We start from the raw sequence: 19,838 nt of genomic DNA on the forward strand, positions 1-19,838 counted from the left end.
AGTTTTCATGCGAGTACGAACGTCGATCGGCAACCGGATGTCGGCGTCGCCTCACGCGGGCACAAAGGCGCGGGGTCATCGGCAGGTGTATCCGGTGCCAGAGACCCCCGGCTGTGCGCGCTTCAAGGAGATGTCGCTCAAGTCCCGGCGAGAGATGCCGTCAAGACCCAATGACAAAAGGGTCTTGCACGACAGTGAGCTCCGGGAGGTACTCGCATGTCTCGCCACAACCGCGTCGATCAGGCCGGACACGACCGATACAGACGCCTCATGACCGCCGTCTGCATCGGCACGCTGCTTGCGGGTAGCACCTTCGGCGCAGGCACGCTGACGACATCGAGCCTCGACGCCGGCACGCCAGGGGTTTCAACCGGCACCTTCCAAACAGGCAGTATCGGGATCGCCGACCTCTCGCACCTTACCGGCACGGGCTACACCTTCGACTACGCCTCGCAGCAATTCACCCCTTCGGTGTCGGGCAGCTATACCTTCGGCTTCTCGTCCGCGCCATTCGACGCCGTCCTGATTCTCTACGCCGGCAATTTCGATCCAACGGCCCCGTCGGTCAACGCCGTGGATGTGAACGACGACAGCGACGGCGCAGGGGCCGGCGGCGTCGTGATGGGAAGCTGCGACGGAGACCCCACCTTGTGCCCGAAAATGACACAAGACCTGACGGCCTCGACGACGTACTACGTCGTGGTGACGACCTTTCTGTACGTCGATAGCATCACCCCGCCAGTCGATTTCTACCTGTTTGGCGCGCCGGTCATCATTGGTCCTCCACCCGCGGTTTTCGATGCAACCGTCGCCCGGTCGAATACACCGGCCTACGAGGCAGCACACGTCATCGACCGCAGCCCCAGGCTCTTGACGGCGTTCGCCGCTGCCGGCCTGAACGACGACGTGGCGCTGTCCAATGCCGCAAGCCAGACCCTGCCCTTGTTCACGGGCGGATCGCAGCAAATGGCCATTGACATCATGTCGAGCATCTCCCGGCTCATCCGCTCGCGTCTCACCACGACGACCGATGTCCGTTCCAACGACGCGGCCTCCGACTTCAACCGACTCATCCGGTCGCATCTCGTGTCGACGGCAGGCCTCTCTTTTGGCAATGCCGCCGCGGCCGACCGCGGGTTCTGGCTGAAGCCTTTCGGAAGCCGCGCAGCACAGGATGGTCGGGATGCCGTCGCCGGACTCGACGCCGACACCGCCGGCATCGCCGTGGGTGGCGATGTGGACGTCTCTCGCGACACGCGCCTGGGAGCTGCCTTCGTCTATGCTCAAGCGGATTTGACCGGTCACTCGACCATCGCACCGAACAACGCCCAGATCGATGTCTTTCAACTCGTCGGCTTCGGCAAGCACCGGCTCGACGCCCGAACCGACATCGACTTTCTGGCCGGCATCGGTCGAAACCGCAACGATGGAAAACGCCGGCTGCTGTTCTCCGGGGACACGGCCAGCGCCGACTACGACAGCACGACCGCGATGGCGAGCATGACCCTCTCGCGCACCTACCGGGTGGACGAACAGACCCATATCACACCATCGATCGGCGCCGAATATCTCTGGATCCGCGACGAGGGCTACGCCGAAACAGGGGCAGGCCTGTTCAATCTGGATGTGGGCAGCCGAACGACCGACGCGTTGATTCTCTCCGCCAACAACAAGTTGGTTCGCCAGTTGAGCGATACGATCGCGCTCGACGCCACGTTGGGACTTGGATACGACGTGCTGGCCGAACGCGCCCGCGCGAGCGCCACCTTCGCGGGTGCCCCTGGCGCCTCATTCATCACCCAAGGGATCGATCCCAGCCCCTGGCGCCTGTTCCTCGGCCTCGGATTGGTCGGCGTGACCAAGACCGGAATGGAGATCAGTGCCGGCTATGACGCCGTCTATCGCGACGACTACCTCGAGCAGACCGCCAGCCTCAAAGTGCGCTGGGCGTTCTGACGAATCCGACCTCGCGCCCCCGGTCGGATAAGTGGACGCGGATTGTTCATGCCGCCTATTCAATCGCCGGCAGCGTGGCGAAATGATCCCCTCGGGCAAGCTCTTCGCCGACACCGGCCTGCCGATCATCGACCCGGCCCTCGACCGCGCCATGACCTGCGGCCCCGCCATGCTCGACGGCTGCTGCAAGAGGCTCGACACCCTCGGCGTCGAGATCTCCCCGCGCATCGGCGAGACCAGGGACGACGTGATTGAGCGGGCGTATGTGGAGAAGTGGTCGCGCCGGACGTGGAGCCGGATAGAGCGCAACGAAATCCAGAAGCGGTGTCTCATTCAACCCGTTGCCCCCCGGATTCCGGCCTTGCAGGCGGGCATCCGGGCTGCGCGTACTGCAACAGGACCAACCGCGACGCAGACTGAGAACGTCTCTATCCAAAATCGTGCCAGAGGAATAACGCGATCAAGATGGTTGTACCGATGTACCACGCAACCTTCGACGCGGAATGGCCAACCACCATCGTCGGTCTCAACTGGTGCACCAAACGCCCGTGAATCACCACGAAAACGCCCAATGCGACACCGCAGTACGTGGCGAAAACCCATGGCGTTGGTCCCACAAGCATGAGCAGGGAAACGCCAATCACGCTCCCGCTCGCAAAGCCACAGACGATCTCAGCGAGCACACCAAACGACCAGATAAGCACTCTTGGATGCAACGGCTTTCCACATCCCGGGCAGGAATATGGAAAACCCCGGTTGGCGCGAACAGCCTTTCGAGCGTCGAGCGATGCGTGGCACGCAGGGCACGTACAGCTTGGTTCTGCGTGATCGCCCATTCCACCTCTTCCGTTTGAATCGTTGCCGAATCGACTAGTGCTCTGCTGCAGTTCGTCGCCCGGATGCCGCGAAGCGGCGCCCGGGAACGGCTGCTAGATCAATCGTCCAACCCCGACACCGTCCTTTGCCCCCTGTCGTTGGGCTTCGTTGTCTGCAACCCGGCAGGCACCCCACCCATCACCCCAATCCCGACACCCGAGAAATCGCCTCCTCCACCCGATCCACCGCTATCACCTCGATCCCCTTCACCCCGCCCTTCGGCGCATTGGCCTTGGGCACGATGGCGTGAGTGAAACCGAGCTTGGCGGCTTCCTTGAGGCGTTCCTGGCCGCGCGGTGCGGGGCGGATTTCGCCGGCGAGGCCGACTTCGCCGAAGACGGCGAGTTGCGCGGGAAGCGGTTTGTTCTTGAGCGAGGAGACGATGGCCAGTAGCACGGCGAGGTCGGCGGCGGGCTCGCTGATCTTGACGCCGCCGACGGCGTTGACGAACACGTCCTGGTCGGCGCATTGGATGCCGGCGTGGCGGTGGGCGACGGCGAGCAGCATGGCGAGGCGGTTCTGTTCCAGGCCGACGCTGAGGCGGCGCGGGCTGGGGGCGTGGCTATTGTCGACCAAGGCTTGCACTTCGACCAGCAGCGGGCGCGTGCCCTCCTGGGTGACCAGCACGCAGGCGCCGGGGACGGGCTGGCTGTGCTGCGACAGGAAGATGGCCGAGGGGTTGGAGACCGGGCGCAAGCCGCGGTCGGTCATGGCGAAGACGCCGAGTTCGTTCACCGCGCCAAAACGGTTCTTGAAGGCGCGCACCAGGCGGAAGCTGGAGTGGGTGTCGCCTTCGAAATAGAGCACGGTGTCGACCATGTGTTCGAGTACGCGCGGACCGGCGAGGCTGCCGTCCTTGGTCACATGGCCCACCAGAATGAGGCTGGTGCCGCTTTGCTTGGCGAAGCGGGTGAGCTGGGCGGCGCATTCGCGCACCTGGGTGACCGAGCCGGGCGCGGAGCTGTAGGCGTCCGAATACAGGGTCTGGATCGAGTCGATGACGGCGATACGCGGCCGGGCGGCACCGAGCGTGCCGAGGATGGCCTCCAGGCCGATCTCGGGCAGCAGTTGCAGACCTTCGGTGGGCAGTTGCAGCCGCTGGGCGCGCAGGGCCACCTGGTCGGCGGACTCTTCGCCGCTCACGTAAACCACCTTGTGATGCGGCGCGAGCACGGCCAACGCCTGCAACAACAGGGTCGATTTGCCGATACCGGGGTCGCCGCCGATCAGCACCACGCCACCGGCCACCAGCCCTCCGCCGAGCACGCGGTCGAACTCGCCGATGCCGGTGGGGATGCGCGGCTCTTCGCGCGGCTCGATGTCGGAGAGCGCACGCAGGCCGCTGGTAGTGCCGGCCAGTGCGGCGAAGCGGTTCGGCCCGCTGGCCGGTTCGGCCACCGTTTCGACGATGGTGTTCCACTGCTGGCAATGCGGACACTGCCCCTGCCAACGCGGCGTGTGGCCGCCGCATGCGTTGCAGACGAAGCTGCTGCGTTGTTTGGCTTTGGTGGCCATGCTTAGCGTTGCGCGCCGGCGGCGAGCTGCTCGGCGGCGAATTCGGCAAAGGTGGTGATCAGGCGAGAGCGGAAGCGGTCTTTCGGGAAGATGACTTCGAGCGGGGTGTAGAGCTTGGGCGACAGCGGCACCGCGGCCAAGCGCCCTTCGCCGATATCGCGCTGAATGGCCGCGTGCGAGGCTATGCCGAAGCCGAAGCCTTCGGCCGCCAGCTGCTTGACGGCCGCCAGCGAGCCGAGCTCGGCGGCGATGCTCACCTCTTCCATGCCGATGCCGGCGGCGGCGAAGTATTGATCGGCCAGTTCGCGAATGGCATTGCCCGGCTCGCGGGTGATGAACGGATACGGCAGCAGATCGGTGGCGCTGAGCACCTCGGCCCGGGCCAGCTTGTGGCGCGGGCTGCAGATCACCATCAACTCGTCCTGCGCCGCGCCCCGGCGCTCGAGCGACGGGTCGTCGGTGACGATTTCGATCATGCCCAGATCGAGGTCGCGATTGGCCACGCGCCCGGCCACCAGGCTGGAGTTGCCGACGCTAACCCGCGGGATCACCAACGGGTACAGGCGCTTGAAGCCTTCGAGGATCTTCGGCAGCCAGTAGGCCGCGATGGTGGTGCTGGTGCCGATGTTCAGGGTACCGGTCAGCTCGTCGGTGAGTTCGGCGACACGCGCCTCCATTTCCTCGTTGAGGGCGAGGATCCGCTCGGCGTAGTTGTGCACGATCTCGCCGGCAGGCGTCAGCGTGGCGTAGCCGTGGCCGCGTTCGAGCAGGCGGGTGTTGAAGTGCTCTTCGAGTTGCTTGATCTGGAAGGTCACCGCCGGCTGCGTCATGAACAGGCGTTCGGCGGCCCGGGTGAAGGAGCCGTGTTTCACGACGGCATTGAAGACTTGAAGACGACGGTCGGCCATGGCGATATAAATCGAATTTATTTTCCAAACGCATTTTTTCACAGTTTGGACCGACGCGCTCGCACGCATTCATCGCACCGAACTTGATCCTACCCCGCTACCCAAGTCGCGCCTTCATGGTATAAACCGCCCTTCTTCAACACTGTGCCCGGCCACGTAGCGACGATGCCTCTTGGTTTCTACATCATCATGGCGGCGCAGTTCTTTTCGGCCCTGGCCGACAATGCGCTGCTCATCGCCTCGATCGCGCTCTTGCGCGACATGCAGGCGCCCGCCTCCTACGAGCCGCTGCTCAAGTTGTTCTTCACCGTCTCCTACGTGGCGCTGGCCGCCTTCGTCGGCGCCTACGCCGACTCGATGGCCAAGTGGCGGGTGATGCTGATCAGCAACACGATCAAGATCGTCGGCTGTTCGGTGATGGTGTTCGGCGTGCATCCGCTGTTCGCCTACGCCATCGTCGGCCTGGGCGCGGCGGCCTATTCGCCGGCCAAGTACGGCATCCTCACCGAGTACCTGCCGCACCGCCTACTGGTGGTGGCCAACGGCTGGATCGAAGGGCTGACCATCGGCGCCATCATCCTCGGCACCGGCATCGGCGGCGCGCTGATCTACCCGGGCGTCTCCGAGGCACTGCTGTCGCTCAATCTGCCGCTGATCGACACGCCCTTCGAGATGGCCTTGCTGGTGATCGGGCTGATCTACGTGATCGCCGCGGTGTTCAACCTGTTCGTGCCCGACACCGGTGTCGACCACAAGGTGCTCAAGAGCAACCCGCTCTATCTGCTGCACGACTTCAACCACTGCCTGAAACTGCTCTGGCGCGACAAGCTCGGCCAGATCTCGCTGGCGGTCACCACCCTGTTCTGGGGCGCTGGCGCCACCTTGCAGTTCATCGTGCTCAAGTGGGCCGACGACTCGCTCGGCATCGCCTTGTCCAAAGCCTCGCTACTGCAGGGCGTCGTCGCCATCGGCATTTCCATCGGCGCCGTGCTGGCGGCGCGCAAGATCACCCTGCGCGGCTCAACGCGCGTGATTCCGCTCGGCATCGCCATGGGGCTGAGCATGCTGCTGATGATCGTCGTGCCCTATGTGCCGCTGTACGAGTTGGCCTCGTTCCAGGTGTTCGGCCTGCACATCCCGATCGAGTTGCGCACCTGTGCGGTGATGCTGCTGCTGATCTGCGTCGGCGCCATGGCGGGTTTCTTCGTGGTGCCGATGAACGCGCTGCTGCAGCACCGCGGCCACATCCTGATGGGTGCAGGCCACTCGATCGCGGTGCAGAACTTCAACGAAAACCTGTCGATTCTGATCATGATCGCGCTCTACGCCGGTCTGATCTGGCTGGGCGTGTCGGTGAATGTGGTGATCGTGCTGTTCGGCCTGTTCGTGGCCGGTGCCATGTTGCTGGTGCAGAAGGTCCACCAGGCCAACCAGCGCGAGTTCGACAACGTCGCGCTGCTGGAAGATACGCACCACTGAGCGGCGGCCCACGGGTCGCGGCACCCGCCGCACAACGGCTACAGAATCACCGGCCGGTTCGACAACTCGTCCGGGTTGCCGTCGGTTTTCGGATAGTGCGTGGCAATCAGAGCGCCGATATCGGCGACGGCCGCCGCGCAGCCGCCCGCATAGTCGCCGGCGCGAAAGCGCGCCTCCAGCGCACGGCAGATGGCTTGCCAACGCGCGTCGGACACATGCCGGGCGATGCCCCGGTCGGCGACGATTTCCACCGCGCGGTCGGCGTACTGGATATACAGCAGCACACCGGTGTTCTCTTCGGTGTCCCAGATCCGCAGCGAGGCAAAAGCGTCGAGCGCGCGCTGACGCGGTGTCACGCCGCGCCACAGCTCGCCCAGACCAAGCCCGCCCTCGATCGCTAGACCGATTTCGCCGCGGTGCGCGGTTTCCGAGGTACGGATCGCCGCTTCGATGCCGGTCAGCATCGCCTCGGGAAAGCGCTGCTTCACCCGCCAGGCGGGGATCAGCAGATGACGCAGGATACGTTTGAAGTCCATCACCACCGCCCCGAGGCGCCGCCACCGCTGAAACCGCCGCCGCCGCCACTGAAACCGCCACCGGATGACCAGCCGCCGCCGCGGCTGCCGAAGCCGCCGCCATGGCCGCTGCCGGTGGTCCACGGCCCGCCGCCGCGTCCACTGCCAACCAGCAAGACCGCCAAGGCAGCGACCACCGCCCCGACCCCAGCCATGGTCAGCGCGCTCGTGCTCAGGAACCACCACAGCCCGCCGGCCGCGGCGCCAACACCCGAGGCGAGCAGCCGGCCGAAGATGGCGCGCAGGAAGGGGGCGGCGAAAAAGGCGATGAATACGGTCTGAAACAGCAGATCAGACACCGAATCGACAGAGGCCGGCGGTGCGCGACGCACTGGCTCGGGCAAGGGTTCGCCGTCGATGCGCGCGATGATCGCATCGACCCCGGCGTTGAGCCCGTCGGCGAAGCGCCCGTCCCGAAAATGCGGGGTGATCTGCTCGGCGATGATGCGCTTGGCGATGGCGTCGGGAATCGCCCCTTCGAGCCCGCGCCCGACTTCGATGCGCATCTCGCGATCCGACTTGGCCACCAGCAGCAGCACACCGTCGTCGACGCCTTCACGACCCAGTTGCCAAGCATCGACCACGCGAATACTGAATTGCTCAATGGCTTCGGGCCGCGTCGTCGGCACGATGAGCACGGCCAGCTGACTGCCCTTGCGGGTTTCGAGCGCGCCCAGTCGGCTCTCCAGGGCGCTGCGCTCGGCCGCCGACAAGGTACCGGTCTGGTCCGTCACCCGGGCGGCAAGCGCCGGCACCGGCTGCAGCGCTTGCGCCCATGCCGCAGCGGCGAACAAGCACAGCGCGACGAACAGCAGGCCGGGCAGCCGCAGCAGCGAATGCTTGCGCATTACTTGGCTTTGCCGAAATTCACCGTGGGCGGCGTGCTGATTGCGGCCGGGTCTTCGACCGTGAAGCTGGCCTTGGGCGCGTAGCCCATCACCATGGCGGTCAGGTTGTTGGGGAAGGTCCGCACCGAAATGTTGTAGGTCTGCACCGCCTCGATGAAGCGGTTGCGCGCGACCGTGACGCGGTTTTCGGTGCCTTCGAGCTGGGCCTGCAGATCGCGGAAGTTGGCATCGGCCTTGAGTTCGGGGTAGCGCTCGACCACCACCAAGAGCCGCGACAGCGCGCTCGACAGACTGGCCTGGGCCTGGCCGAACTGCGCCATGGCGGCCGGATCGTTGAGCATCTCGGGGCTGAGCTTCATGCCCGCTACGCCGGCACGCGCCTCGGTGACCTGGGTGAGGACTTCTTTTTCGTGATCGGCATAGCCCTGGACCACGTTGACCAAGTTGGGAATCAGATCGGCCCGGCGCTTGTACTGGTTGAGCACCTCGGCCCAGGCCGAATTGACCTTCTCGTCGTTGATCTGGATCTGGTTGTAGCCGCAGCCCGTGAGCATGAGGACGGTCAGGGCGATGGCGAGCAGGCGGAAAAACTTCATCAGGCGTTGTCCTTGTCGAGGCGCTCTCGCATCTGCCGACGCGCAAAGCACAGGTCTTCCCACGCCTTGGCCTTGTCGAGCGGGTTGCGAAGCAGATAGGCGGGGTGATAGGTGACGATCACCGGAATGCCCTGGTAATCAAAACAGCGGCCGCGCGCCGAGGCAATGCGGATGTCGGTATTCAACAGCGCCTGCGCCGCCGGCCGGCCCAGCGCGACGATCAGGCGCGGGCGGATCAGCGCGATCTGTCGCGCCAGATAGGGGAAACAGGCGGCTAGCTCGGCGGGCTCGGGGGTGCGGTTCATCGGCGGGCGGCACTTGACCGCGTTGGCGATGTACACATTGTCGCCGCGCGCCAGATCGATGGCCGCGAGCATGGCGTCGAGCAGCTTGCCGGCCTTGCCGACGAAGGGCTCGCCGCGTGCGTCCTCTTCCGCCCCCGGGCCTTCACCGACGAACAGCCAGTCGGCCTCGCGGTCGCCGACGCCGGGCACGGCCTGGGTGCGCTGCTCGCACAAGGCGCACTCGCGGCAGGCGAGGATCTTCCGGGTCAAGGTGTCCCAATCCAGATCTGCCGCATCGGCGACCCGAACGGCTGGCGTCTCGGGCTCTGCCTCCGGAGCCGGGCTGGCGGGTATCTTGTCGCGCCGGTCGACCGGAGGTTCCGCAGTGACGGGCGACGGGATGTCGGGCGCAGCGGGGGGCGTCGGCTCTGCCGACGCGGCGGCGACGTGCTCGGCGCTGCCGGCCACGGCGCTGTCGGCCGCATCGGCCGCATCGCGCAGGCGCCAGATCGGCCCGAGGCCCATTTCGCGCAGGATGGAATAGCGGCGCGTCATGGGGCGACCCGCATCACCAAGGCGTCTTCGCGACCGTCTTCGGCCGGGTAGTAGCCCTTGCGACGACCGATGCTGGCAAAGCCGGCTTTTTCATAGACCGCCCTCGCCGCCAGATTGGATGGCCGCACTTCAAGAAAGAACTGGGTCACGCCACGGCCACGCAAGGTGTCGCGCAAAAACTGCAGCAAGCGCGCGCCAAGGCCGCGCCCCTGCGCCGCCAGCACGACACTGAAATTGAGCAGGTGCGCCTCGTCGAACACCTGCATCACCACCGCGTAGGCCACCGGCGCATCGGCCTCGGCCATGATCCAGCAGCTGTAACCGGACGCCAGCGAATCTTCAAAATTGCCTCGGGTCCAGGGAAAGGGATAGAGCTGGGGTTCATGGTGCAGCACCCAATCGAGATCCTGCTCGCGCATCGGACGAAATGTCACGGCATCAAAACTCACGCTTTGCCGCCCTGCGCCAGACGCTCGGCTACGGTCTGTGCCACCTTGTCGCGCACATAGTGCAGCGCCACCTGCTCCGGGCTCAGCGCCGGCGCGTGGCGCAGCGACCGGGCGGCCAGACGCACCAGCTGGCCGGCCTCGGGCACCACCTGTGCCGGGCCGCGAACCAGCCGCAACTCTTCAGCGAGCAATCGATCGGGATAGTTGTCGAACGCGCTGCCGACGCCCAGCCACTCGCCCGCCCCTGGCAGGCGGACCGCCTCGGGCGGCTGGCACACGGGTCCGAAGACGGCCGTGTATCCGTGCTCGCCGTGGACGTAGCCGGCCACATAGGTTTCGCCCATGCGCGCGTCGGTCGCCACCAGCACCTGTGGCGCCGAGTGGGCGGCGGCGATCACGTCCAGGCTGCCGACCGGCACGATGCCGAGGTCGGCGGCCAGCGCGAACCCTTGTGCCACGCTGCAACCGAGACGCAGGCCGGTAAAGGCACCCGGGCCGATGCCCAGCGCGATGGCGTCGAGCGCATGCATGGCGAGGCCATGCTCGGCGAGCAGGTCGAGCACCACCGGGATCAGCCGGTCGGACGGCGTCGCGCCGCCCTCGACCCATTGCTGACGGATCTGGTCGTCGACCAGCACGGCGACGCTGACGCGTTCGCAGGAAGATTCAATGCCGAGGAGTTTCATCGAGACGGGATTGTACCTGCGCCGCCGGACGGCGACAGTCCCCGTATCGTCAGAATGCGCAATCCACGCCGGTCAATGCCGGCGGGCACTCACTACCGGTTGCGCTGGCGGTTGCCGTAGGCCTTGCGGATCGCCTCGTCGATATCGCGCCGCATTTCCATGCGTTCGGTATCGCTCAGGGGGCGGCGCTGGCGACGATCGTCATCGGCCGAGATATGCGCGAACTGGCTGACCGACGCACGGATGTCCGCCCGCCACGCACGATCCTGGTCCACCAGGGCTGCAGAATCGGTCAGCGTGTCCGTCGCCATGCGCTCGGCCGCCACCGGGCCGCTCAGTGCCATCGAGGCAATCAGCAAGGCGGTGGAACAGGACAGGCGCAGAATCGGATGTGTAGACATGGCGGCAAGACCGACGCACAAGAGATCATGGTGTCTAGATAGCGCGATTTTATCCATCGACCAAGCGACATGTAAGGCAATATTGCGCACAATAGAGGATCTTACCAACGGTTACGCTTGATGCCCGCCGAGCACCACCGCAGCGCTGGTTTCGGATCGCGGGTGTCGCTACGATGCACGCCATGACAACACTCAACGCCTCGAAACAGCGCTATCGCGTCCTGGTGGTCGACGACGACGCCCGCCTGCGCGACCTGCTGTCCCGCTACCTCTCCGAACAAGGCTACGCCGTCAAGGCAGTCACCGACAGCGCCGCCCTCGACCGCGCAATGCATCGCGAGCACTTCGACCTGATCGTGCTCGACCTGATGCTGCCCGGCGAAGACGGCCTGTCGATCTGCCGCCGGCTGCGCTCGGCCGAAGACACCACGCCGATCATCATGCTCACCGCCAAGGGCGACGATGTCGATCGCATCCTCGGCCTGGAAATGGGCGCCGACGACTACCTGCCCAAACCCTTCAACCCGCGCGAGCTGGTGGCCCGCATCCAGGCCGTGATGCGCCGCCAGCCGCAGCAACTGCCCGGCGCCCCGGCTCTGGACGACGAAAGCGTGAGCTTCGGCGCCGTGACGGTCGACCTGGCTACCCGCACGCTGAGCCGCGACGGCGAAGACATCTCGCTGACCACCGGCGAATTCTCGCTGCTCAAGGTGCTGGTGCAGCATCCGCGCCAGCCGCTGTCGCGCGACAAGCTGATGGAGCTAGCCCGTGGCCGCGAATACGGCGTGTTCGATCGCGCCATCGACGTCCAGATCTCCCGTCTGCGCAAGCTGGTCGAGGACGATCCGGGCAAACCGCGCTACATCCAGACCGTGTGGGGTTTCGGCTACGTGTTCGTGCCGGACGGCAGCAAGTCGGCTGCCTGATTCCATGACGCGCCGGGCGTCGGGCCTGCCCTATCTGCTGCCACGCTCGCTGCTGTGGCAGACCTTCGCGCTGCTGGCGCTGATGTTGCTACTCGCCTTTGCCGCTTGGTCGCAGATCGTGCGCCATTTCGAGCAAGCGCCCCGCGCCCGGGATCTGGCGCAAATGGTGGTCAGCATCGTCAACCTGACGCGCACCGCCCTGGTCAACGCCGACTCGGACCGCCGCTTGGAGATGCTGATCGACCTCACCGCGCTGGAGGGCATCCGTGTCTATCCGGCCGAGGCAGACGACGAACTCACGCCGCTGCCGAACACCCGCCCGATCCGCTTGCTGACCAACGACATCCGCCGTCAGCTCGGCCCGCAGACCCGCTTCGCCGGCAGTTGGGAGGGGCTCGAAGGTTTCTGGCTGAGCTTTCGCCTCGATCCGCTCGACAGCGAAGAGTACTGGGTGATGCTGCCGCGCGAGCGTATCCAGCGCCCGCGCGCACTCGAGTGGCTGGGGTGGGGCAGCGTGATCATGGCCATTGCCTTGCTGGGCGCCTACCTGATCGTTTTCCGTATCGGCCGGCCCCTGCGCAAGATCGCCCAGGCCGCGCGCATCGTCGGCCAAGGCCAGTACCCACCGCCGCTGCCGGCCGGCGGGCCGGGCGAGATCGCCGAAGTGGCCGACGCCTTCAACCAGATGTCGGGCGACCTGGCGCGGCTGGAGAGCGACCGGGCGATCATTCTCGCCGGCGTCTCGCATGATCTGCGCACACCCCTCGCCCGCCTGCGTCTCGGGGTCGAGATGAGCGGCGCGCCCAGCGACGACGTGCGCGCGATGGTCAGCGACATCGAAGAGATGGACCGCGTCATCGGCCAGTTCGTCGACTACGGCCGCAGCGAACCGCAACCACCCGAGGTGGTGCACCTCGCCCAGTTGATCTCCGACATCACCGAACCGTATGCGCTGCGCGGCCTCAAGTTCGCGCTGCAACTGGACGATGCGGCCGCCATCCGTGTCCGTCCGGTGCCCCTGCGGCGCGCCCTGCGCAACCTCATCGACAACGCCGAACGCTACGGCGGCAAGGACCAGGTCATCTCCATTTGCACCGTCCCGCAGGGCGACAACTGGCAGATCTCGCTGCGCGACCAGGGGCCGGGCGTGCCCGAAAGCGCCTTCGAACGCCTCAAGCGCCCCTTCGTCCGGCTCGACGAGGCGCGCAGCAATCCGCAAGGCGCCGGCCTCGGCCTGGCCATCGTCGATCGATTCGCCCGTGCGCACGACGGCCGCTTCGACCTGGCCAATCATCCGGAGGGCGGGCTGATCGTCACCCTCACTCTGCCGGGCATCCACGCGCCTGTCATGAGTTCGGGCTAGAATCGGGATTCGCAGAGTCGAGGGCCCACCATGAGCATCGTGTTTCGCCAGCTGTTCGACGAAGACAGCTGCACCTACACCTACCTGCTGGCCGACGCGCTGACGGCCGACGCCGTGCTGATCGACACCGTGCTGGGTCATGTCGGCGGCTACCTGTCGCTCCTGCAGGAGCAAGGCCTGCAGTTGCGCTGGGTGCTCGAAACCCATGTGCACGCCGACCACATCACCGGCGCAGCAGCACTCAAGGAACACACCGGTGCGCGCACCGTGACCAGCGCCGCCGGCGGCGCCGAGTGTGCCGACCTGCGCGCCACCGACGACACCGTGATCGCCTTCGGCGAAGAGCTGATCCGCGTCATTTCCACCCCGGGCCACACGCCCGGCTGCGTCACCTATCGCTGGCGCGATCGCGTGTTCACCGGCGACGCACTGCTGATCGGCGGTTGCGGCCGCACCGACTTCCAGGGCGGCGACGCGGCCACCCTCTACGACAGCATCACCCAGCGCCTGTTTTCCCTGCCGGGCGAAACGCTGGTGTATCCGGCGCACGACTACAAGGGCCAGCGGGTCTCGTGCATCGCCCAGGAGCGCGAGACCAATCCGCGTGTGGCCAACACCACGCGCGAGGCCTTTGTCGAGACCATGGCCGCGCTCAAGCTGCCGCCACCCCGGCAGATCGACACCGCCCTGCCGGCCAACGAGGCCTGCGGCCGGTCGCCGGAACTGATCGACCTCCAGGGCGTCTGACCACCAGCACCGGCCCATCGGCGCCCGAGCGCGCCTGACCGAAATCGATATAATCGTCGCCCATGAAAGTTCTTTTCGACCTTCTCCCCGTCATCCTCTTCTTTGCCGCTTACAAGATCGCCGGCATGAACGAAGCGGCTGCGGCGGATCTGGCCAGCGCACTGCTCGCCTCGGACATCGGCCTCAAGCAGGCGCCCATTCTCTTGGCCACCGCCGTCACCATCCTGGCGACCTTTGCGCAGATCGGCTGGGTGTGGATGCGCCATCGCAAGGTCGACACCATGCTGTGGGTCACGCTGTGCCTGGTCACGCTGCTCGGCGGCGCTACGCTGGTGTTCCACGATCCGGTGTTCATCAAGTGGAAGCCGACCGCGGTATATTGGCTGTTCGGCCTGTCGCTGCTGGTGTCGGCCGCGGTGTTTCACAAAAACCTGATCCGGGCCGTGCTCGAAGCCCAGATCCGCTTGCCGGACCGCATCTGGAGCCGCCTGAATGGCGCCTGGGCCGGGTTCTTTGCCCTGATGGGCGTGCTGAACCTCTATGTGGCGTTCAGTTTCTCGGAAGAGACCTGGGTCAATTTCAAGCTGTTCGGCGGCATGGGCCTGATGCTGCTGTTTGTCATCGCGCAGGGCATGTACCTGTCGCGCTATGTGGAAGAGGAACCCCAATGATGTTCTACGCCCTGATTGGCGAAGACGCCCCCGGCACGCTGGACACGCGCATGGCCGTGCGTGCCACGCACCTGGACCGTCTCAACGCCCTCAAGGACGAAGGCCGCCTGCTGCTGGCCGGCCCCTGCCCCGCCATCGACTCGCCCGACCCCGGCCCGGCCGGCTTTTCGGGCAGCCTGATCGTTGCCGAATTCGCCTCGCTGGCCGAGGCCGAAGCCTGGATGGCGGCCGACCCCTATGTGACGCAGGGCGTGTTTGCGCGCACCACGGTCAAGCCCTTCAAGAAGGTCCTGCCGTGAGCGACACCCTGAACCGCATCGAAACCCGCCTCACCGAAGCCCTGGCACCGGTATCCCTGCATATCGACGACGAATCCGCCTTGCACGCCGGCCATGCCGGCGCCCGCGACGGCGGCGGCCACTATCGTGTCGACATCGTGTCCGCCGCCTTTGCCGGTAAAAATACGGTGGCCCGCCACCGCATGATCTACGCGGCACTCGGCGATCTCATGCCGCGCGCCATTCACGCCCTGGCCATCCGCGCCAGCGCCCCCGAAGAACTCTGACCCCGCCAACAAGGAAATTCCTGCATGAATCTGTTTTCCAAGAAACTGCTCGTCGTGCTGATCGCCGGCGCCAGCCAACTCGCCTTTGCGGCCGGCCCGGTCGCTACCGTCAACGGCACCGCGATTCCGCAAGACCACGCCGACGCGCTGATCTCCGAGCAGACCGCCAAGGGCACGCCGGACAACGAGCAGCTGCGCGGCGCCGTGCGCGAAGAGCTGGTGCGCCGTGAGATCCTGTACCAGACCGCCCAGAAAGAAGGCCTGGACAAAACCCCCGAAGTCGCCACCCAGATCGAGCTGGCACGCAAGGCCGTCGTCATCCGTGCCTACCTGCAGGGTTTCGTCGCCAAGCACCCGGTGACCGATGCCGACGTGCGCAAGGCCTATGACGAGATCAAGGGCCGCCTGGGCGACACCGAATACCATGTGCGTCACATCCTGGTCGAAGACGAAGCCGAAGCCCGCGCACTGATCGCCAAGATCAACAAGGGCGAAAAGTTCGACGCGCTGGCCAAGGCCCACTCGAAAGATCCGGGCTCCAAGGACAAGGGCGGCGATCTGGGCTGGAACAACCCCGGCACCTTCGTGCAGCCGTTCTCGGACGCCATGGTCAAGCTCGAAAAGGGCAAGATGACCCCCGCGCCGGTCAAGACCAACTTCGGCTACCACATCATCAAGCTGGACGACACCCGCAAGATGTCCGCCCCTGAGTTCGACCAGGTGGCCCCGCAGCTCAAGCAGCGCCTGCAAGCGCAGAGCCTCGAGCAGCACATCCTGCAACTGCGCACCGCGGCCGACGTCAAGTAAACGCCGAGCCTAGTCAAGAAAAAGGGAGCGATCGTCGCTCCCTTTTTTGTTGCCCCGCCGCGGCGCCTTACTTGCGCTGGCGTCGTTGCCGCGCGATCTGGCCGGACAGCACGATCACCGGCACCAGTCCCACCGCAACGATGGTCAACGCCGCGGTCGAGGCTTCCGCCAAACGCTCGTCGGAGGCCAGGTTGTAGGCCTGCGTGGCCAGCGTATCGAGGTTGAAGGGGCGCATCACCAGCGTCGCCGGCAACTCCTTCATGACATCGACGAAGACCATCAAGCCCGCCGTCAGCAGGCTGCCCTTGAGCATCGGCATATGCACCCGGCGCAGGCTCGCCCAGGCGCCGGCACCGAGACTGCGGGCCGCCTCGTCCATCGACGGCGTGATCTTGCCCAGACCGGTATCGACCGCATGCAGCGCCACGCTCAGGAACCGGGTGAGGTAGGCATACACCAGCGCGGCCATGCCGCCGGTCAACAGCAAACCGACACTCAGGCCGAAATGCGTCTTGAATAGATCGGCCAGCCAGTTGTCCAGCTGCGTCACCGGAATCAACACGCCGACCGCGATCACCGTGCCGGGCACCGCGTAGCCGAGACCGACCACCCGGTTGAGGCCCTGCGTGAGCGGACCGCGCGACAGGCGGTTGGCGTAGGCCAGCAACATCGCCAGCAGCACCCCCAGCACGGCGGCTACCGTGGCGAGCGTGAAGCTGTTGCCCGCCAGCGCAAAAAAGCGTGGCCCGAAGTGAGCGTCGCCCTCGGTCAGCGCCATTTCCAGCAACAAGCCGCCCGGCAACAGAAATCCGAACAGCAGCGGCAGCAGGCAAGCCACGCAGGCGATGGCGCCGGCCAGCGGCGACAGGCGTCGCCCGGCGCCGGGCCGCTGCTGGCGCGAGGTATCGGTAAAGCGCGCCCGGCCGCGGCTGACATGCTCGAGCACCAGCACCAGCACCACCACCGACAGCAAGGCGGCCGACAACTGCGCCGCCGCGGTGCGATCGCCCAGCGAGAACCAGGCGCGGTAGATGCCGGTGGTGAAGGTCTGCACGCCGAAGTAGGACACCGTGCCGAAGTCGGCCAGCGTCTCCATCAAGGCCAACGCCGTGCCGGCCACGATGGCCGGCCGGGCCATCGGCAGCGACACGCGGAAGAAGCAGGCCCACGGCCCCAGCCCGAGCGAACGGCCGGCTTCCATGGCGCCGGTCGCCCGCTCCAGGAAGGCGGTGCGCGCCAGCATGTAGACATAGGGGTAGAACACGAAGGCGAACATGCCGACCGCGCCGCCGACGGTGCGCACGTCGGGAAACCAGTAGTCGCCGTATTGCCAGCCGAACCAGTCGCGCAGCTGGCTTTGCAGCGGACCGACGAACTGGAGAAAGTCGGTGTACACATAGGCCATCACATAGGCCGGCACCGCCAGCGGCAGGATCAGCGCCCATTCGAAGAAACGCCGGCCGGGGAAGTCGTGCATCACCGTCAGCCAGGCCGTGGTCACGCCGATGCTCGACACCCCGACGCCGACACCCAGGCACAGGACGACGGTGTTGAGCATGTACTCGGGCAGCACCGTGGACGACAGATGCGCCCAGGTGTCGCGGGTGCTGAAATCGGCCAGACTGCCAAAGACCGTAAGGATGGGGACCGCCGCCAGCGCCGCCACGCACAGGGCGGCGAGGGTCAGCCCGCGATATTGGCCAAGCACACTCAGACGGCGAAGCATCCCGTTCCCGAAAAAAGGCCCGGAGCGACGCGCCACGGGCAGGAACGAAATTATAATGGATCGCATTCCTGTCCCCGACCATCGCGCCCAACTTTCTGCCATGACGCTCCTCGATGTCCAGCAACTCACCCTCGCCTACGGCGCCCAGCCGGTGGTCGACCGCATGGACTTCACCCTCGCCGAAGGGGAGATCGGCTGCCTGCTGGGCCCCTCCGGTTGCGGCAAAACCACCGTGCTGCGCGCCATCGCCGGCTTCGAACGGGTGCGTGGCGGTCAGATCCGGATCGGCGATCAATGCGTCAGCAGCACCAGCATCCATCTGCCGCCCGAGCGCCGCCGCATCGGCATGGTGTTTCAGGACTACGCGCTGTTTCCCCATCTCGACGTGCGCGAGAACATCGCCTTCGGTCTGGGCAAACAGAGCGCGGAGGCGCAGCGCCAACGGGTGGACGCCCTGCTCGACCTGGTCGGCCTGAGCCAACAGGCACAGCGCTACCCGCACGAACTCTCCGGCGGCCAGCAGCAACGTGTCGCACTCGCCCGCGCGCTGGCGCCGCAGCCCAGCCTGTTGCTGATGGACGAGCCCTTCTCCAATCTCGACGTGGAGTTGCGCGAACGCCTCTCGCTGGAAGTACGGCGCATTCTCAAGGACACCGGCACCACGGCCATCCTGGTCACTCACGACCAGAACGAAGCCTTCGCCGTGGCCGATGTCGTGGCCCTGATGCACGGCGGGCGCATCCAGCAGCGCGCCACGCCCTACGACCTCTATCACCGCCCGGCCAACCGCTTCGTGGCCGACTTCGTCGGCCAGGGCGTGCTGGTGCCCGGCCGGGTGGTCGGCGACAGCCGGGTGCAGATTCCGCTCGGCACCTTGCGCAGCGATACGCCCATCGATTGCGGGCCGATGGGCGTGTGCCCGGTCGGCGCCACCGTCGATGTGCTGCTGCGCCCCGACGACATCGTCCATGACGACGCCAGCCCCGACACCGCCACCGTGCTGATGAAAGCCTTTCGCGGCGCGGACATCCTCTACACCCTCAAGCTCGACAACGGCGTCAAGCTGCTGTCCCTGGTGCCCAGCCACCACAACCATGCGATCGGCGAGCGCATCGGCATCCGCCTCGACGTGGACCATGTCGTCACCTTCTACGATCCGGTCCCGCCGCCGGCGCCTGCCAACGCATGATCCCGTGGCTGGCCGAACCTGACTTCCCGCCGCTCGAGCGGGCGCTGATCGAGCCCAACGGTCTGCTCGCCGCCGGCGGCGCGCTGACCCCGAAGTGGCTGGTGGCGGCCTACCGGCGCGGCATCTTTCCCTGGTTCAGCGAGGGCGAACCGATCCTGTGGTGGAGCCCCGACCCGCGCATGGTGCTGCTGCCCAGCCGCATCCGCATCACCCGCTCATTGGCCAAGACGCTGCGCAGCGGCCGCTTCGAGGTGCGTATCGACACCGCCTTCGATCAGGTCATGGCCGGCTGTGCCGCGCCGCGTGACGACGCCGGCGGCACCTGGATTTCGCCGCAGATGCAGGCGGCCTATCATCGCCTGCATGAACTGGGTTACGCGCACAGTGTCGAAAGCTGGAAAGACGGCCAGCTGGTCGGCGGTCTCTACGGTGTGGCGCTGGACCGGGCCTTTTTCGGCGAGTCCATGTTTTCGCAGGTAAGCGACGCGTCGAAGGTCGCGCTGGCGCATCTGGCATACTTCCTCGAACAACAGGGTTTCGGCCTGATCGACTGCCAGATGACCACCGCCCACCTGACCGCCATGGGCGGCAGCGAGATCCCCCGCGCGGCCTTCAGCCGCGCGCTGGCACGCCTGATCAGCCCGGCACCGGCGGCACAGCGCTGGCCGCATACCGTGGAGATTGCCCATCCGTGGGCCCGAACTTCGGAGTAAGCC

General features: G+C 66.1%; 22 protein-coding genes. 11 read left to right on the forward strand and 11 right to left on the reverse strand.

Translation table 11 applies throughout. The features are described from left to right. The first annotated feature begins 216 nt into the window (after positions 1–216). Complete coding sequence (locus tag I8J34_RS05895; protein WP_214360465.1) at positions 217–1,956, forward strand: autotransporter family protein; 1,740 nt, start codon at positions 217–219, stop codon at positions 1,954–1,956. Positions 1,957–2,011: 55 nt separating this feature from the next. Here I8J34_RS05895 and I8J34_RS05900 read toward each other — a convergent pair whose 3' ends face one another. The 3 genes from I8J34_RS05900 to I8J34_RS05910 all read right to left on the reverse strand — a co-directional run bounded on the left by I8J34_RS05900 (position 2,012) and on the right by I8J34_RS05910 (position 5,255). After that, positions 2,012–2,293: a hypothetical protein gene (locus I8J34_RS05900; RefSeq protein ID WP_214360466.1), complete on the reverse strand. Its 282-nt coding sequence runs from the start codon at positions 2,291–2,293 to the stop codon at positions 2,012–2,014. A gap of 677 nt (positions 2,294–2,970) precedes the next feature. Next, positions 2,971–4,347, reverse strand: a complete 1,377-nt coding sequence (radA, locus tag I8J34_RS05905; protein ID WP_214360467.1) for a DNA repair protein RadA — start codon at positions 4,345–4,347, stop codon at positions 2,971–2,973. Positions 4,348–4,349: 2 nt separating this feature from the next. Next, a complete protein-coding gene (locus tag I8J34_RS05910) occupies positions 4,350–5,255 on the reverse strand; it encodes a LysR family transcriptional regulator (RefSeq protein ID WP_214360468.1) in 906 nt (301 codons plus the stop codon). A gap of 165 nt (positions 5,256–5,420) precedes the next feature. On the opposite strand from I8J34_RS05910, the gene lplT reads away from it, so the two are divergent. Next, positions 5,421–6,734 carry a lysophospholipid transporter LplT gene (gene lplT, locus I8J34_RS05915; protein ID WP_214360469.1) on the forward strand — a complete coding sequence of 438 codons (1,314 nt, stop codon included), beginning with the start codon at positions 5,421–5,423 and terminating at the stop codon, positions 6,732–6,734. A gap of 38 nt (positions 6,735–6,772) precedes the next feature. Here the strand turns inward: lplT and I8J34_RS05920 are convergent, their stop codons facing one another. The 7 genes from I8J34_RS05920 to I8J34_RS05950 form a co-directional block, all read right to left on the reverse strand. Next, on the reverse strand, positions 6,773–7,270 hold the full coding sequence (locus tag I8J34_RS05920; protein ID WP_214360470.1) for a TPM domain-containing protein: 498 nt from the start codon (positions 7,268–7,270) through the stop codon (positions 6,773–6,775). Continuing rightward, on the reverse strand, positions 7,270–8,157 hold the full coding sequence (locus I8J34_RS05925; RefSeq protein ID WP_214360471.1) for a TPM domain-containing protein: 888 nt from the start codon (positions 8,155–8,157) through the stop codon (positions 7,270–7,272). Before I8J34_RS05925 ends, I8J34_RS05920 begins: the two co-directional genes overlap by 1 nt. Continuing rightward, positions 8,157–8,753 (reverse strand): LemA family protein, encoded by a 597-nt coding sequence (locus I8J34_RS05930; protein WP_214360472.1) that lies wholly within the window; start codon positions 8,751–8,753, stop codon positions 8,157–8,159. The genes I8J34_RS05925 and I8J34_RS05930 overlap by 1 nt, the downstream gene beginning before the upstream one ends. Further along, complete coding sequence (locus I8J34_RS05935; RefSeq protein WP_230411729.1) at positions 8,753–9,592, reverse strand: uracil-DNA glycosylase; 840 nt, start codon at positions 9,590–9,592, stop codon at positions 8,753–8,755. The genes I8J34_RS05930 and I8J34_RS05935 overlap by 1 nt, the downstream gene beginning before the upstream one ends. Next, the gene (gene rimI / locus I8J34_RS05940; protein ID WP_313798501.1) at positions 9,589–10,026 is read right to left on the reverse strand and encodes a ribosomal protein S18-alanine N-acetyltransferase; all 438 of its coding nucleotides are present in this window, start codon (positions 10,024–10,026) and stop codon (positions 9,589–9,591) included. Before rimI ends, I8J34_RS05935 begins: the two co-directional genes overlap by 4 nt. A gap of 11 nt (positions 10,027–10,037) precedes the next feature. Then, a complete protein-coding gene (gene tsaB, locus I8J34_RS05945) occupies positions 10,038–10,727 on the reverse strand; it encodes a tRNA (adenosine(37)-N6)-threonylcarbamoyltransferase complex dimerization subunit type 1 TsaB (RefSeq protein ID WP_214360473.1) in 690 nt (229 codons plus the stop codon). A 92-nt stretch (positions 10,728–10,819) separates the two neighbouring features. Next, on the reverse strand, positions 10,820–11,128 hold the full coding sequence (locus tag I8J34_RS05950; RefSeq protein ID WP_214360474.1) for a hypothetical protein: 309 nt from the start codon (positions 11,126–11,128) through the stop codon (positions 10,820–10,822). A gap of 182 nt (positions 11,129–11,310) precedes the next feature. Here I8J34_RS05950 and ompR point away from each other — a divergent pair, with 182 nt between their 5' ends. The 7 genes from ompR to I8J34_RS05985 all read left to right on the forward strand — a co-directional run bounded on the left by ompR (position 11,311) and on the right by I8J34_RS05985 (position 16,207). Beyond that, a complete protein-coding gene (gene ompR, locus I8J34_RS05955; protein ID WP_214360475.1) occupies positions 11,311–12,054 on the forward strand; it encodes an osmolarity response regulator transcription factor OmpR in 744 nt (247 codons plus the stop codon). Positions 12,055–12,058: 4 nt separating this feature from the next. Further along, positions 12,059–13,417, forward strand: a complete 1,359-nt coding sequence (locus I8J34_RS05960; protein ID WP_214360476.1) for an ATP-binding protein — start codon at positions 12,059–12,061, stop codon at positions 13,415–13,417. 30 nt (positions 13,418–13,447) lie between these two features. Next, complete coding sequence (locus I8J34_RS05965; RefSeq protein ID WP_304513152.1) at positions 13,448–14,164, forward strand: MBL fold metallo-hydrolase; 717 nt, start codon at positions 13,448–13,450, stop codon at positions 14,162–14,164. 62 nt (positions 14,165–14,226) lie between these two features. Further along, positions 14,227–14,835, forward strand: a complete 609-nt coding sequence (locus I8J34_RS05970; RefSeq protein WP_214360477.1) for a septation protein A — start codon at positions 14,227–14,229, stop codon at positions 14,833–14,835. Further along, the gene (locus I8J34_RS05975; RefSeq protein ID WP_214360639.1) at positions 14,835–15,134 is read left to right on the forward strand and encodes a YciI family protein; all 300 of its coding nucleotides are present in this window, start codon (positions 14,835–14,837) and stop codon (positions 15,132–15,134) included. The genes I8J34_RS05970 and I8J34_RS05975 overlap by 1 nt, the downstream gene beginning before the upstream one ends. Continuing rightward, positions 15,131–15,400, forward strand: a complete 270-nt coding sequence (locus tag I8J34_RS05980) for a BolA family protein (protein ID WP_214360478.1) — start codon at positions 15,131–15,133, stop codon at positions 15,398–15,400. Before I8J34_RS05975 ends, I8J34_RS05980 begins: the two co-directional genes overlap by 4 nt. 24 nt (positions 15,401–15,424) lie before the next feature. Continuing rightward, positions 15,425–16,207 (forward strand): peptidylprolyl isomerase, encoded by a 783-nt coding sequence (locus tag I8J34_RS05985; protein WP_214360479.1) that lies wholly within the window; start codon positions 15,425–15,427, stop codon positions 16,205–16,207. 67 nt (positions 16,208–16,274) lie between these two features. On the opposite strand, the gene I8J34_RS05990 is transcribed toward I8J34_RS05985, so the two are convergent. Continuing rightward, entirely contained in the window at positions 16,275–17,933 is a 1,659-nt protein-coding gene (locus I8J34_RS05990; RefSeq protein ID WP_214360480.1) for an ABC transporter permease, read from the reverse strand. A gap of 100 nt (positions 17,934–18,033) precedes the next feature. Between I8J34_RS05990 and I8J34_RS05995 the strand changes: the two genes are divergently transcribed. Together I8J34_RS05995 and aat are read left to right on the forward strand one after the other, a co-directional pair. Then, positions 18,034–19,122 (forward strand): ABC transporter ATP-binding protein, encoded by a 1,089-nt coding sequence (locus I8J34_RS05995; RefSeq protein WP_214360640.1) that lies wholly within the window; start codon positions 18,034–18,036, stop codon positions 19,120–19,122. Then, positions 19,119–19,835, forward strand: coding sequence for a leucyl/phenylalanyl-tRNA--protein transferase (gene aat, locus I8J34_RS06000; RefSeq protein ID WP_214360481.1), 717 nt, complete (start codon positions 19,119–19,121; stop codon positions 19,833–19,835). The genes I8J34_RS05995 and aat overlap by 4 nt, the downstream gene beginning before the upstream one ends. The last annotated feature ends 3 nt before the right edge of the window (positions 19,836–19,838 follow it).

This window comes from Denitromonas iodatirespirans (assembly GCF_018524365.1).
GTDB lineage: Bacteria > Pseudomonadota > Gammaproteobacteria > Burkholderiales > Rhodocyclaceae > Nitrogeniibacter > Nitrogeniibacter iodatirespirans.